The 13,998-nt window shown below is 47.4% G+C and carries 13 protein-coding genes and 5 tRNA genes; 5 read left to right on the forward strand and 13 right to left on the reverse strand.

What is annotated here, in order from left to right:
• Positions 1-898: 898 nt before the first annotated feature.
• From MHM89_RS15115 to MHM89_RS15135, 5 genes are all read right to left on the reverse strand, one after another.
• Positions 899-975 (reverse strand) — tRNA-Pro (locus MHM89_RS15115).
• Between the two features lie 28 nt (positions 976-1,003).
• A tRNA-Pro gene (locus MHM89_RS15120) sits at positions 1,004-1,080 on the reverse strand.
• Between the two features lie 20 nt (positions 1,081-1,100).
• A tRNA-His gene (locus MHM89_RS15125) sits at positions 1,101-1,176 on the reverse strand.
• 8 nt (positions 1,177-1,184) lie between these two features.
• Positions 1,185-1,261 (reverse strand) — tRNA-Arg (locus MHM89_RS15130).
• 50 nt (positions 1,262-1,311) lie between these two features.
• Positions 1,312-1,388 (reverse strand) — tRNA-Pro (locus MHM89_RS15135).
• A gap of 357 nt (positions 1,389-1,745) precedes the next feature.
• Between MHM89_RS15135 and folD the strand changes: the two genes are divergently transcribed.
• Complete coding sequence (gene folD / locus MHM89_RS15140; protein ID WP_022945640.1) at positions 1,746-2,603, forward strand: bifunctional methylenetetrahydrofolate dehydrogenase/methenyltetrahydrofolate cyclohydrolase FolD; 858 nt, start codon at positions 1,746-1,748, stop codon at positions 2,601-2,603.
• 52 nt (positions 2,604-2,655) lie between these two features.
• Here the strand turns inward: folD and MHM89_RS15145 are convergent, their stop codons facing one another.
• Together MHM89_RS15145 and cysS are read right to left on the reverse strand one after the other, a co-directional pair.
• Positions 2,656-3,567 carry an EamA family transporter gene (locus tag MHM89_RS15145; RefSeq protein WP_151172958.1) on the reverse strand — a complete coding sequence of 304 codons (912 nt, stop codon included), beginning with the start codon at positions 3,565-3,567 and terminating at the stop codon, positions 2,656-2,658.
• Between the two features lie 195 nt (positions 3,568-3,762).
• Positions 3,763-5,142 (reverse strand): cysteine--tRNA ligase, encoded by a 1,380-nt coding sequence (gene cysS, locus MHM89_RS15150; RefSeq protein WP_239409143.1) that lies wholly within the window; start codon positions 5,140-5,142, stop codon positions 3,763-3,765.
• Between the two features lie 185 nt (positions 5,143-5,327).
• On the opposite strand from cysS, the gene ppiB reads away from it, so the two are divergent.
• The 3 genes from ppiB (at position 5,328) to MHM89_RS15165 (ending at position 7,488) form a co-directional block, all read left to right on the forward strand.
• On the forward strand, positions 5,328-5,819 hold the full coding sequence (gene ppiB, locus MHM89_RS15155; protein WP_045978120.1) for a peptidylprolyl isomerase B: 492 nt from the start codon (positions 5,328-5,330) through the stop codon (positions 5,817-5,819).
• Between the two features lie 43 nt (positions 5,820-5,862).
• Entirely contained in the window at positions 5,863-6,615 is a 753-nt protein-coding gene (locus tag MHM89_RS15160; protein WP_239409144.1) for a UDP-2,3-diacylglucosamine diphosphatase, read from the forward strand.
• 72 nt (positions 6,616-6,687) lie between these two features.
• Positions 6,688-7,488, forward strand: coding sequence for a transporter substrate-binding domain-containing protein (locus MHM89_RS15165; protein ID WP_138549131.1), 801 nt, complete (start codon positions 6,688-6,690; stop codon positions 7,486-7,488).
• Here MHM89_RS15165 and MHM89_RS15170 read toward each other — a convergent pair.
• Complete coding sequence (locus MHM89_RS15170; protein WP_045978123.1) at positions 7,461-8,231, reverse strand: tRNA isopentenyl-2-thiomethyl-A-37 hydroxylase MiaE; 771 nt, start codon at positions 8,229-8,231, stop codon at positions 7,461-7,463. The genes MHM89_RS15165 and MHM89_RS15170 overlap by 28 nt on opposite strands.
• Before the next feature lie 155 nt (positions 8,232-8,386).
• Between MHM89_RS15170 and MHM89_RS15175 the strand changes: the two genes are divergently transcribed.
• A complete protein-coding gene (locus MHM89_RS15175; RefSeq protein ID WP_239409145.1) occupies positions 8,387-8,986 on the forward strand; it encodes a Yip1 family protein in 600 nt (199 codons plus the stop codon).
• Positions 8,987-9,046: 60 nt separating this feature from the next.
• Here MHM89_RS15175 and purF read toward each other — a convergent pair whose 3' ends face one another.
• From purF to accD, 5 genes are read right to left on the reverse strand one after another with little or no spacing between them, the layout of a single operon-like run.
• Complete coding sequence (purF, locus tag MHM89_RS15180) at positions 9,047-10,576, reverse strand: amidophosphoribosyltransferase (protein ID WP_022945648.1); 1,530 nt, start codon at positions 10,574-10,576, stop codon at positions 9,047-9,049.
• A 17-nt stretch (positions 10,577-10,593) separates the two neighbouring features.
• The gene (locus MHM89_RS15185; protein WP_022945649.1) at positions 10,594-11,088 is read right to left on the reverse strand and encodes a CvpA family protein; all 495 of its coding nucleotides are present in this window, start codon (positions 11,086-11,088) and stop codon (positions 10,594-10,596) included.
• 60 nt (positions 11,089-11,148) lie between these two features.
• Positions 11,149-11,772 carry an SPOR domain-containing protein gene (locus MHM89_RS15190; protein WP_022945650.1) on the reverse strand — a complete coding sequence of 208 codons (624 nt, stop codon included), beginning with the start codon at positions 11,770-11,772 and terminating at the stop codon, positions 11,149-11,151.
• A gap of 2 nt (positions 11,773-11,774) precedes the next feature.
• A complete protein-coding gene (gene folC, locus MHM89_RS15195) occupies positions 11,775-13,043 on the reverse strand; it encodes a bifunctional tetrahydrofolate synthase/dihydrofolate synthase (RefSeq protein ID WP_239409146.1) in 1,269 nt (422 codons plus the stop codon).
• A gap of 30 nt (positions 13,044-13,073) precedes the next feature.
• Positions 13,074-13,949 carry an acetyl-CoA carboxylase, carboxyltransferase subunit beta gene (gene accD, locus MHM89_RS15200; protein ID WP_022945652.1) on the reverse strand — a complete coding sequence of 292 codons (876 nt, stop codon included), beginning with the start codon at positions 13,947-13,949 and terminating at the stop codon, positions 13,074-13,076.
• Positions 13,950-13,998 lie beyond the last annotated feature (49 nt).

Here is a 13,998-nt window from a genome sequence, read left to right on the forward strand (position 1 = left end):
AACAGCTACGTTGGACGCGCGTCAAAAAAGTAATTACCGCTTGGCGTTAAAGTATCGCTAATGGTGCTGTGTTCAACATGCCACTCTATGAGTCTGTACAAAAAGCTGTCTTTAAAAATAAGCTCGGCTAAGAATCTTGGATTAACTGATGTCGGCAAGCAAGTGCGTAGCGATAAACGTAGCAATGCTTTTCATATCTAGCGCAAAACGTTGATGACTGATAAGAGAAAGGTGGTGCGGTTTATGTTAGAGAGTTTGAGTCTGCAACTGAATGGGCTGTACCCAAACCAAGATGTGTATTTCTGAATTTATTTAGAAGTGCTCGGCGATGCAGGATTTGAACCTGCGACTGCATGTGTTCATACCCAAACCAAGATGTGTATTTCTGAATTTATTTAGAAGTGCTCGGCGATGCAGGATTTGCACCTGCGACTGCATGAGGTTATACCCAAACCAAGATGCGTATTTCTGAATTTATTTAGAAGTGCTCGGCGATGAAAGATTTGAACCTGCGACTGCATGTGTTCATACCCAAACCAAGATGTGTATTTCTGGATTTATTAGAAGTGGTCGGCGATGCAGGATTCGAACTTGCGACTGCATGTGCTCATACCCAAACCAAGATGTGTATTTCTGAATTTATTTAGAAGCGCTCGGCGATGCAGGATTCGAACTTGCGACTGCATGTGCTCATACCCAAACCAAGATGTGTATTTCTGAATTTATTAGAAGTGGTCGGCGATTCAGGATTCGAACCTGCGACTGCATGCAGTTATACCCAAACCAAGACGTGTATTTCTGAATTTATTTAGAAGTGGTCGGCGATGCAGGATTTGAACCTGCGACTGCATGCGGTTATACCCAAACCAAGATGTGTATTTCTGAATTTATTTAGAAGTGGTCGGCGATGCAGGATTTGAACCTGCGACCCCTTGGACCCAAACCAAGTGCGCTACCAAACTGCGCTAATCGCCGATACTGTGATGTGTTCTAAATATGAAAATGGTCGGCGATGCAGGATTTGAACCTGCGACCCCTTGGACCCAAACCAAGTGCGCTACCAAACTGCGCTAATCGCCGATAAACATATTGTAGAAAAATGGGGCGACTGATGGGACTTGAACCCACGACAACCGGAATCACAATCCAGGGCTCTACCAACTGAGCTACAGCCGCCACTATAATGGCGCACCCGGAAGGATTCGAACCTTCGACCGACGGCTTAGAAGGCCGTTGCTCTATCCGACTGAGCTACGGGCGCGGTGCAACGAATACTTCTTCGTGCGAACCAAGTGACACTTTCTAAGAAAGTGGTCGGCGATGCAGGATTTGAACCTGCGACCCCTTGGACCCAAACCAAGTGCGCTACCAAACTGCGCTAATCGCCGATACTTGATGCATCATTGAGGACTCTTTACTGACCCCTCGCTGACAACGGGGTGCATAATAGTGATTTGCCCTGACAAGGTCAAACATTTTTTTGCCTTGAACTGCGCGTTTGCTCATTTTTAGGACATAGTGCTGTTGTTTTAGCAATTTTGGTTGATTTTTTATCACCTTAGACCATAAAAGCATGCTAAGCATCCCCCTTTACCTTGGCGGCAAGACGCTTTTCTGCGAAAATATCCGCCAGTTGGTGACGGGAGACCCCAAAATGCCCTCACTAATAATAAAAGTATTTCGTTCACATGTGTTGCTCATGCATAAAAGCAAAAAGCACACTAACCCCAAGGTATAGGTTACCCATGACGGCAAACATCATTGATGGTAAAGCAATTGCGAAGCAAGTGCGTTCGCAAGTGGCTACACGTGTTGCTGCTAGGAAAGAGCAAGGTCTTCGTGCTCCTGGTTTAGCGGTGGTACTAGTTGGGCAAGACCCAGCTAGCCAAGTTTATGTAGGTTCTAAGCGCAAAGCATGCGACGAAGTCGGCTTTGTTTCCAAATCTTACGATCTCCCAGGTGATACCACCGAAGCGCAATTGTTGGCGCTGGTTGACGAGCTCAATGCCGACAAAGAAGTTGATGGTATTTTAGTACAACTTCCTCTACCTGAAGGTCTGAACGCAGAGAAAGTACTAGAGCGCATCACCCCTCATAAAGATGTCGATGGTTTTCACCCTTATAATATTGGCCGCTTAGCACAACGTATGCCGGCATTGCGCCCATGTACACCAAAGGGGATCATTACCTTACTAGATTCCACTGGGGTCCGTTATAAAGGCATGCATGCCGTGGTCGTTGGCGCGTCGAATATTGTTGGCCGCCCCATGTCATTGGAGCTGCTGCTCGCTGGCTGCACCACCACTGTTTGTCACAAGTTCACCCAAGACCTTGAGCAACACGTTCGTCGTGCCGATTTACTTGTTGTGGCTGTAGGCAAACCTGAGTTTATTCCTGGTGAATGGGTGAAAGACGGCGCTTTAGTGATTGATGTTGGCATCAACCGTCTTGATAATGGCTCTTTGGTTGGCGATATTGCCTATGAGGCTGCGAGTCAACGTGCCAGTTACATCACGCCCGTGCCCGGCGGTGTTGGCCCAATGACGGTGGCGAGCCTAATAGAAAATACCCTTGAGGCCTGTGAGAACTATCACAGCGACTGACAGCCAGAGTCAATATGAAAGAAAAGCCAGCTTAATGCTGGCTTTTTTGTGCTTATTTTCCTTGCCTTGGCTGGGCTGCCACCACCGGTCTGAGCCGCTGTTTTGCTAAGTTAACACCCTGTGGCAGTACCGAGAACATGATCATCAATGCCATCAGGGCATATTGCCAACCTTGGTAATGTTCAGCGAGCAAAATTACCGCTGTCACTATCCCTGCTATTGGATTGGCAATGGTGCCAAAGGTAAATTCCACCACCGTCATACGCCCTAAGAGCCAAACGTACAAGGTGTAAGCAAGTGCTGTATTAGGAACGATAAGCCAGAACAAAGCGATCCATTGCTTTGCCGTCATAGGCTCACTAAGCGGTATATACGCATCGGGTGTAAATATGCTGGCTTGCACTGCGGCGGCTATCAGCAGCGCAGTGCCGCCAATAATTAACTGCCAGGTGAGCACGGTCCACCAATGAATATGCATACTCACGGTTTGCACTAGCGAACTACCAATGACAATACACAACAACGCCCCAGCTAAAGCAGCAAGCCCTAGGAGGCTCAATTCGACATGCTGAGGGTCAAACAATAACCAAGCGATGGTAACAATGGCCACAGCACATAGCGATTGCACGGCACTTGGGCGCTGACCTTTAATAACCCAAGTATAAATCATCGCCACCACTGGCACCGAGACCATGCCTACACCGGCAATGGCTGCTGGCAAATTCACCGCCATAACAAAAATAAAAGCAAAAAACAGAGCAATATTGACCAAAGCGAGCACTGTTAGCCCCCGCCATTGTCGACCTTTAGGGAGCGACGGCTTTATCAACCAAAGCAGTATCCCTGCAGGCAAGGCGCGTAAAGCACCGAGAAGAATTGGCGGCCAATCTGGGGTGGCGTACTTAGTGACCGCATAAGTGGTGCCCCATAAAAATGCGGGGATCATTGCCAGTAGAATATTCATCAACGCTCCATAGTTACATTCAGCGCGAACAGGGTAAAACCTCAACTAAAATTGAGGTCAATGGAAAAATCACCACTTAAAGGCAACGTTCAAAAAACAAAGAACTGAGTGTGCAGCCAACCATGGTGAGAGAAAAAGAGTGACGTAAAAACGAAAACGCCGCGCCTAAGCGCGGCGTTTAATTAACATAAACGCTTAGGCCTTACGCCATGTTGTTTTACCAGCGGAGTCCTCGAGTACCACTCCCATGGCCGTAAGCGCATCACGAGCGGCGTCTGCCTCAGCCCAATCTTTATCAGCACGAGCCTGATTACGTTTAGCGATCAACGCTTCAATTTTTTGCGTTTCATCATCGTCTTGCTCACCTTGTAAAAAGGCAGCAGGGTCTTGCTGGGCAATACCTAACACTTCAGCCAGCTTAATTAAGATATAGGCATGCTCACCTGCACCTTGCTCATCTTGCCCTTTTAGGCGATTTACTTCCTTCGCCAACTCGAACAGCACGGGCAAGGCTTCAGGGGTATTGAAGTCGTCATTCATGGCTTGCTCAAAACGCGCTACCAACGGATGACCGTCCAGTTCAACAGCTACAGGCTGAACATCACGTAGAGCGGTATATAAGCGCTCCAACGATGAGCGCGCCTGCTCGAGATTCTCTTGCGAGTAGTTCAACTGACTCCGGTAGTGGCCGTTTATAAGGAAATAGCGTACGGTTTCGCGGTCGTAGGCTTTGAGTACTTCGCGTACGGTAAAGAAGTTGCCTAATGACTTAGACATTTTTTCTTTGTTGACCTGAACCATGCCGGTATGGATCCAGGTTTTAACGTAGCGACCATTATTGGCGCAGCATGACTGAGCGATTTCATTCTCATGGTGTGGAAACTGCAAATCAGAGCCACCGCCGTGAATATCAAAATACTCACCTAGGTGTTTTGAACTCATAGCTGAGCATTCAATATGCCACCCTGGACGCCCCTCACCCCAAGGTGAAGACCAACTAGGCTCACCGGCTTTGGCCTTTTTCCACAACACAAAATCTAAGGGGTCGTCTTTACCTGCTGCGACATCAACGCGCGCGCCCGCTTGTAACATCTCTAAGTCTTGCTGCGACAGCTTGCCGTACTCTTTAAAGGTGGATACATCAAATAAGACATCGCCACTATCGGCAACATAGGCATGCTCTTTGTCGATAAGCCGCTCGATAATCGCAATAATGTCATCCATGTGCCCGGTAACGGTAGGCTCTATATCGGCATCAAGAATATTTAAGGCACGAAAGTCTTCGTGCATCGCGGCGGTCATCCGCTCTGTTAAGGCGTTAATAGGCTCATTGTTGTCATTAGCACGGGTAATGATTTTATCATCAACATCGGTGATATTACGCACATAAGTGACATCGTAACCGAGATAGCGTAGGTAACGATTCATCACATCGAAGGAAACATAGGTGCGCGCATGACCAACATGGCAATAGTCATAGATAGTGATGCCACACACATACATGTCTACTTTATTCTCGTTAAGTGGAGTAAAGCGTTCTTTTTGACGTGAAAGTGTGTTGTATATCTGCAACATTGCAATATGATCCTATCGTTATATTAATGGCGCTATCTTACCACTGCCCCGACTATCTCGCCACACGCAAGACCTCTGAAAATAACAAAAATAAAGCCTTTAGTGCAGTGTCATTGCTTGGTGCATTGTCTGATCTGCTACCCTACTATAAAATAGGCCCCTAATTATTAAATCAGAGACTCATCATGGTTGTACTAGATACCAACTTTGGCACGATTAAAATCGCGCTGTTTGCTGACAAAGCTCCTGTAACGGTTGAAAACTTTTTGAACTACGCCAAATCTGGATTTTATGACGGCACTATTTTCCACCGTGTCATCGACGGTTTTATGGTTCAAGGCGGCGGTTTTGCTCCGGGCATGGAACAGAAAAAAGTGCAGTCACCGATCAAAAACGAAGCCAACAATGGCCTGAGCAACAAAAAAGGCACGCTGGCCATGGCTCGCACCCCAGATCCCCACTCAGCGACGGCACAATTCTTCATTAATGTGAATGACAATGACTTCCTTAACTTCAGCAGTGAAACTCCACAAGGCTGGGGTTATTGCGTGTTTGCCGAAGTCGTTGAAGGCATGGATGTAGTGGAAAAAATTAAAGACGTTGCAACTGGCAGCGCCGGTTTCCACCAAGACGTCCCCCTAGAAGATGTAATCATCAACAAAGTCATTGTTGAATAACTTATAGGCGCGCCTTGCGCGCCACTTTACTATCTGGACGCCTATGTCACGCACCTTGTTTATTGCCGACCTCCACCTCAGTAGCAACCAACCAGAGATCACAGATGCTTTTTTCGACTTCCTTGATAAAGAAATAGATCAGCAAGTAGATGCCTTATACATATTAGGGGATTTCTTCGAGGTTTGGGTGGGCGACGATGCCAGTGACGCATTCAGTGATGATATTGCCGCTCGGCTTAAACAACTCGCAGACCAAGGTATTGCCATTTACTTTACCCATGGCAATCGCGACTTTCTACTTGGTCAACGTTATGCGCAAAAAGCAGGCATGACACTGCTTGCAGAGCAAACGGTGATAGACCTATACGGGACACAGGTGTTGCTATTGCATGGCGATGAAATGTGCACACAAGATCTTGAATATCAGCGTTTTCGGCGCAAAAGCCGAGGTTGGTGGTGGCCGCGACTAATGCTCGCGATGCCGCTTTGGTATCGCCGTCGTGTGGCGAAAAAGGCCCGTGCAAAAAGCAAACAAAGCCAACAGCACAAGGCCATCGAAATTCTTGATGTGGAGCGCTCAGCAGTACTTGATACCTTTTCGAAACATCAAGTAAGGATCATGATCCACGGCCACACTCACCGCCCTGCAGTTCATCAATATGATCAAGAGCAAACCCGTATCGTCCTCGGTGATTGGTACGAGCAAAGCTCTTTTCTAGTGGTTGATAAACAGCATATGCGGCTGCACTATGGCGGCCATGCTGATACGCTTACACAGTGGCAACACGCTGACTAACTCGCGCTCGCTGAGTTTCAAACTATACTTGCTCTAATGAACGATTGCCCAATGTTGCGATAGGAGCAAAGTATGGTCTTGCGTGCACTTTTAAGCGCACTCGTGTTTATACTCAGTCAGCACACACATGCATTGGAGCGATTAGAGCTCGCCACAGAACCTTTCCCACCTTATTTTTCCAACACTTTGTATCAACATGGCTGGATGGCCCATTTAGTCAGTGAAGCTTTCCGAAGCCAAAATATAGTTGTGCGTATTCATTTTACGCAGTGGTCTCGGGCCTTACGAGGGACAAAGAAAGGGAAATATTCGGCCGTATTAGGCGCATATAAAACCACGGCGCGGCAGCAAGACTTTGTCTTTAGCGCCGCACTGGCAAAAGCCCATAGTGGATTTTTCCGCCATGCAAAAAGCAATCGTGATTTTACTGGCGACTTAGCGTTAGTCGCACATGACCCGATTGCCGTTGGTCGCGACTATGGTGAGGAGCAATTGCTCATAAACTATGGCGGCATCGACTACGTTGAGTTGCCCAATCTGAGCAAAGCCTTGCAATTACTCGAACGCCGTCGAATTAGCTGGGTACTCGGTCCGCAAGAAGTGGGTGAACATATTATTCGTGAATTAGCACTCTCTGAGCACTTGATGTTTGATTCACCGGCGTTGAGCGAAAACACCTTACATTTAGCCTTCGCCCGTCAGCATCCCCTTAGCCATTACCATCTAAAGGCGTTTCGCAGCGGCATGCAAAGCCTGCTCAAACAAGGTCGGGTGGCGGATATATTGGCACAGCATCCTTTGCCGCCACCGCAGCAACAAGCAGTACTAAGTTTACTTAAACAGCACTATCTTGATACTGGCGCACCAGAGTGAAATTTAAAATCTGGGTCTGGAGATGAAATAAGTTCCGCCTCTACTTCACCAAAAAAAGCGATGCGGGCACTGATATCTTCACCTGCTATTTGCTCGCCAAGGCTCAAGTAATCTTGATAATGGCGCGCTTCTGAGCGCAATAAGGAGATGTAGAATTCTCCCAATTGCTTATCAACATGGGGGGCCAACATAGCAAAGCGTTCACATGAGCGTGCTTCGATATAAGCGCCGCAAATCAATTTATCGATCAGCGCCTGCGGCTCGTAGGTGCGTACATGTCGCAACAAGCCCTTGGCGTAGCGGCTGGAGGTAATTTTATCGTATTCAATACCACAGGCTTGCATAATCTCTAACACTTGATAAAAGTGGTGCAATTCTTCTTTGATGAGTAACACCATTTTATCGATCAGGTCTTGGCCATAAGGGGTGTCTGACTTGGGCATCATCGATTTGTTTAAGCGGTTATAGTCAGCTAGCTCTCGCCAATCCCCCACCTGGCGGTAGGTAAAATCTTCGTATGGTTTGAGCCAAGCCAACAGCGCTTCTGCACTTTGCTCATCCACCGCATAACGACGAATTAAGTACATGGCGCTTTGTGCCGCTTTCAACTCACAAATAAGGTGATCGGTCAAAATTACCGTTAAGTTCTCTGGCTTTTTTGCTTGCTGCAGCCATGCATCCGGTGTCTGACATTGTAAAAATGCGTTGATCGGTTCTAAGAGTTGTTGGTACTTCGCTAACATAGAATTGTAATACTAACCGCTAATGCCGATCATTTTACCATACTGATTTTACCATGGGGCTTTCTTGACAAATTCTTTGCTCTGAACGATACCTTAATTAAGGCTGGTGAAAAATAATACAGCCATAACAACCAGTTTATTTAAGGGGCACACCTATGATTTTGAACCATCTTTGGGGCTTATACGCCCACCCAGTGGAAGAGTGGCAAACGATTGATAATCGCCACGAAAGTTTACTTTACAGCTTATCGCATATTCTCCTCATCGCCTGTATTCCCAGTGCAATGGGCTACTACTCCGGCGTACACTTAGGCTGGCATGTCGGCACGGGCGATGCCGTATTTCTTACTCACAACAGCGCCATGCTGATAGCTGTGGCTATGTATGTTGCTCTGATTGTCGGGGTTTTTGCACTTGCATACCTGGCTCACTGGATGGCAAAAACCTTTGGCGCCGAACCAACTTTTACGCAGACCTTAGAGCTTGCGGCATATACCTCTACTCCCGTGTTTATGGCCGCTTTTGCAGCCTTCTACCCTGCTTTATGGTTTATCGTGTCTGTGGGCATTGTCGCGGTTGGCTACTCGGTGTATTTACTCTACACAGGTGTTCCTATCTTGATGCATATTCCCCATGAAAGGGGCTTTATCTACGCCAGCTCTGTAGTGACATGTGGTCTGGTGTTACTCGTTATTATTCTTGCCGCTACCGCAATTTTGTGGACTAACGGGATTGTCTCGCCGGTCTTCAGTTAGCAGTGTGGGAGCAATAAAAAAGGAGCCTTTGGCTCCTTTTTTATTGCTCTTTAACCACAGTTAGTCATCTTGCGAATCGCTATCTTGGTTGTGTAATTCCAAGCTCGATGACATGGCTTGCTCTCGCACTGATTTGGCAGCATCGTTACGCAACTCATCAATACGATTTAGGTAGTCCTGATTGATGTCGCCCGTAACATAATTGCCATCAAAAACAGAGGTCTCAAAACGACTAATTTCTGGATTTTCCTGGGCCACTGCAGCCACCAAGTCGTCCAACGATTGATAAATCAGGCCATCTGCGCCGATGCTGGCATTGATATCTTCTACTTCACGTCCATGGGCAATTAGCTCTGCCGCTGAAGGCATATCGATACCATAGACGTTAGGGAAGCGCACCTCGGGTGCTGCTGAAGCAAAATAAACGTTCTTAGCGCCAGCCTCTCGGGCCATCTCTACAATTTGCGCTGAGGTGGTGCCACGGACAATAGAGTCATCAACCAGCAATACATTTTTGCCTTTGAACTCACGATCTATCGCATTAAGTTTGCGGCGCACTGACTTTTTACGCAGCTCTTGCCCAGGCATGATGAAAGTCCGGCCGATATAGCGGTTTTTAACAAAGCCTTGGCGATAAGGTAAATCCAATACCGAAGCAATTTCTAGGGCGATATCACAGGATGTTTCAGGGATGGGGATCACCACATCAATGTCTTTGTCTGCCCATTCACGGTTAATTTTTTCGCCTAGTTTGGTGCCCATATTAACGCGAGTAGCGTACACCGACATATTGTCGATGGTGGAATCCGGTCGCGCAAAATAAACGAACTCAAACAAACAAGGGTTTTGTACCGACTTATCTGCACACAGTTGCGAATACAGTTGTCCATCCTCGGTTACGTAAATGGCCTCACCTGGTGCCACATCACGAATCACCTCAAAGCCGTCAGTATCCAGTGCCACGCTCTCTGAAGAGAACATGTACTCGGTGCCCTTTTCGGTTTCACGTTTTCCGAAAATCAGCGGACGAATGCCATGGGGGTCACGAAAAGCAACGATGCCATGACCGATAATCATCGCCATGGTGGCATACCCACCCACTACTTTTGAGTTAACCTCAGAAACCGCAGCGAAGATATCTTCTGGTGCCAAGTGCAGCTTGTCAGATTTGCTGAATTCATGCGCAAGAATATTCAAGAGAATTTCTGAATCAGAGGTGGTGTTAACGTGACGTCGCGCTTCGGTAAATAGCTGTTCTTTTAGCTGCTCGGCATTAGTCAGGTTGCCGTTGTGCGCCATGGCGATGCCAAAAGGCGAGTTAACATAAAAGGGCTGTGCCTCTGCAGAGCTTGACGTACCTGCGGTAGGGTAACGTACATGGCCGATGCCAATATTTCCCTGCAGACGTTTCATATGTCTAGTATGGAACACATCCTTAACTAGACCATTGGCTTTACGCAGACTAAAGGTATTATTGTCTATGGTAATAATACCGGCCGCGTCTTGGCCTCGGTGTTGCAAAACAGTCAAGCCGTCATACAGCGCCTGATTGACGGGCGATGTTCCGACTATACCAACGATACCACACATTAAAATTTCCTCGCCGATTAACGGTTAGCTGAATTTAAAAAGCTTGAATTGTGTTCGAGATAGTCAAAAAACCACTCAATCACAAAGCCAAATTCAGGGATTAGTCGAGATGCGCTCCACCAGTCGGTGTTTGGGGCTCCGGTAAAGGCATCCAGGAAGAAGAGTATGGCGCTCACGACTAACACGCCACGTAAAGCACCAAACACGATTCCAAATACGCGATCGGTGCCCGACAACCCAGTGCGCTGCACTAGTTCGCCTAAAATATAGTTTAGCAATCCGCCTAAAAGCAACGTAGAGAAAAATAATATGGCTATCGCTGCTGCATTTCTTAAAAGGGGTTCTGAAATGTTGGTAAGGTAGGAGGCTAAATAGGGGTAAAATAAACTGGAGACAAAAAACGCGGCGGCCCATACGGCTAACGACATTGACTCTTTAACAAAGCCACGCACTAAACCAATTATGGTGGACAGTGCAATAATGCCGGCAATGGCGTAATCAACCCAGATCATAATAACCACTAGTCGTTTATTTGGGGCGCATTCTAACGGAGCGAGGCACTAAATACCAGATCATTTTGTCACTTGGAATTGAGTGATACGTCCTTTTAAGTTAGTGAGCTTTTGCAACTGGGGGAGTTGCTTTTCCAAGGTTGCCTTATCCAATTCAGGCCCCACTAACACTTTCGTCAATTCGCCATTTGGGGTCTTCACCGGGCGGGTAAATACATTAAAACCGGCATCTTTAAGCTTTTTGCTCAAGGCATCCACGCTACCTTGGCGAGAGAAGGCCCCCAACTGCACCACATAGGCCATTTCTTTTAACGCACTCTGTTGTGGGCGGGTCAATGGCTCATCTTTGGCTAAGGTGTTAACCGTGACCGTATCATTGCGCTCGGTAACCTGCTGCGCACTTTGTTCATCAGCCCCGCTTTGAGTATCACCACGCTGTTGCAACTTATCGTCATCGGCTGCCAGTTCTTCGCTTTTGGCATCATCAGGCAGTGGTGCGCTATCGGCTTTTTCCGATAACGCTTCTTGCAGATCAATAGACTTAAACTCAGGGCGCTCTGGGATGGCTTTAAACCCTTCTTTGTAGCGCACTTTATCGCCATCAAGGATATTGGGAATAAAAACGACCGCAGCGACGACGACAATAATGGTTCCCACTAAGCGGTTTATAAACCCTGAGTTCACTGTTACGCCCTCTCGTTATCAAAAAAGGTGATTGCTTGTGCTACAGTGTAAAACGATCCGAATATAATCAAAAGGCTTTGCGCACAAAGTTGTGGTAAAACAGCGCGCATTGCGTCACTGACCTGCTCATATGTTCCTTCAACCTTGACAGACTGTGTCACTTTGGCTGTTAATTGCTGTGCACTCAACCCGCGCGGATTATCTAATCCAGCTACGTGCCAATGAGTAACCACCGGTGCCATCGCGGTAATCACGTCGGCATGCTCTTTATCACCCAGCATGCCGATAATGGCATGTATTGTCTTACCCTGTGCCTGAAGGCTCTGTAAACGTGTGGCTAAATAACGGGCTGATTCTCGGTTATGGGCCACATCAGTATAGACCAAGGGCTCCTTACTCAGTTGTTGAAAGCGCCCTTTCACCTGAAGTTGTTTCAAACAATCAGCTATGTCTGTTACCGCCGGCAATAAATCCAGTTTTGCTAACACACTCAATGCGGTAGCGGCATTTTGCGCCGGAATAGCGGGTTTAGCAAAGGTCAGCGACAGCTTGCCCATCTGCCAATTGAAGGTGGCTTCATCTTCAGTAAAAATAAAGTCGCGCTTAGACAGACACAAATCGGCATTAATTTGCTCGCCATAATCCACCACAGTGTGGGGGATATCTAAGTCACCCACCACTGCGAGTACATTGCTACGAAAAACCCCCGCCTTATCATAACCGACCAGTTCACGGGTATCACCGAGGTACTCTTTATGATCGAGATCGACGGTAGTGATCACGCTCGCGACTGGATTAACTATATTGGTGGCGTCGTAACGCCCCCCAAGCCCTACTTCCAAGAGCACATAATCCACCGCTTCGCGTTTAAAAATTGCCAGCGCTGCCAAGGTGCCATATTCAAAATAGGTAAGTGGCACATCGCCTCGTCCTTGCTCGAGACTGTTAAAGGCATCAACATGGTATTGATCGTCAAGCTCGGCGCCATTGATGCGGACCCGCTCGTTATAGCGAATAAGATGAGGAGAGGCATAGGTGCCCACGGAATACCCTTGGCTCAGTAATAGCTTTTCCAGGCATTGTGCGGTGGTGCCTTTACCATTGGTGCCGGCAATTAAAATTACTTTGCTAGGGGTATGAACAAGGCCCATCTTATCGGCAACGTTCTGCACGCGCTCAAGGCCCATTTCGATGTTAGCAGGGTGGATTTGCTCTAAATAACAAAGCCAATCATCAAGGGTTGACGATTGGCTCGGTATGGAATCTGACATAGGTTGTAAGTTTCTAGGTTACCGAGAAATTTACGCTACTCTATGCTCTTGCTCGGTAGAAGGCAAGTTCATTAGCTTAGCCAATAAACGCGCCACAGTGTCGCGCATTTCGCGGCGATCAACGATCATGTCGATAGCACCATGCTCTAATAAGAACTCACTGCGCTGGAAGCCCTCTGGGAGAGTTTCACGTACTGTTTGCTCAATAACTCGTGGGCCGGCAAATCCAATCAGTGCTTTGGGCTCAGCAATATTCACATCACCTAGCATAGCTAAAGAAGCCGATACACCCCCCATTGTTGGATCAGTCAGTACGGAAATAAAAGGCAGCCCTTTTTCACTCATTTTTGCTAACGCGGCACTGGTTTTAGCCATTTGCATCAACGACATCAATGCTTCTTGCATGCGTGCACCGCCTGATGCAGAAAAGCACACCAACGGCATATTATGCTCTAAGCACACATTGACGGCTTCAACGAAGCGGGCGCCAACAACAGAGCCCATTGAGCCACCCATGTAGGCAAACTCAAACGATACCGCCGCAACAGGAATGCCTTTAAGCTGCCCTTTCATAGCAACTAAGGCGTCTTTCTCGCCACTGCTTTTGTTCGCGGCGCTGATGCGGTCTGAATATTTTTTTGAGTCTTTAAACTTCAGTACATCTTTTGGCTCATGCTGCTCACCGAGCTCGGCGCGCCCAGCGTCATCGAGAAATAGCTCTAAACGTTTACGGGCGCTGATACGCATGTGGTGATCACATTTCGGGCATACGTTCATGGCTTTTTCTAATTCTGCTTTGTACAGAATCGAATCGCACGACGTACACTTAGCCCACACCCCTTCTGGAATTTCTTTCTTGCCAGAAGATTTTGTGGTTTTTGGTAAGATTTTTTCTAACCAGCTCATTGGCAACTCTCTTAATGCTTGTCAGGACCGGGGCGGATTGAGCACCCCA

The sequence above is a fragment of the Pseudoalteromonas sp. CNC9-20 genome, assembly GCF_022347875.1.
Taxonomy (GTDB): Bacteria; Pseudomonadota; Gammaproteobacteria; order Enterobacterales; family Alteromonadaceae; genus Pseudoalteromonas; species Pseudoalteromonas ruthenica.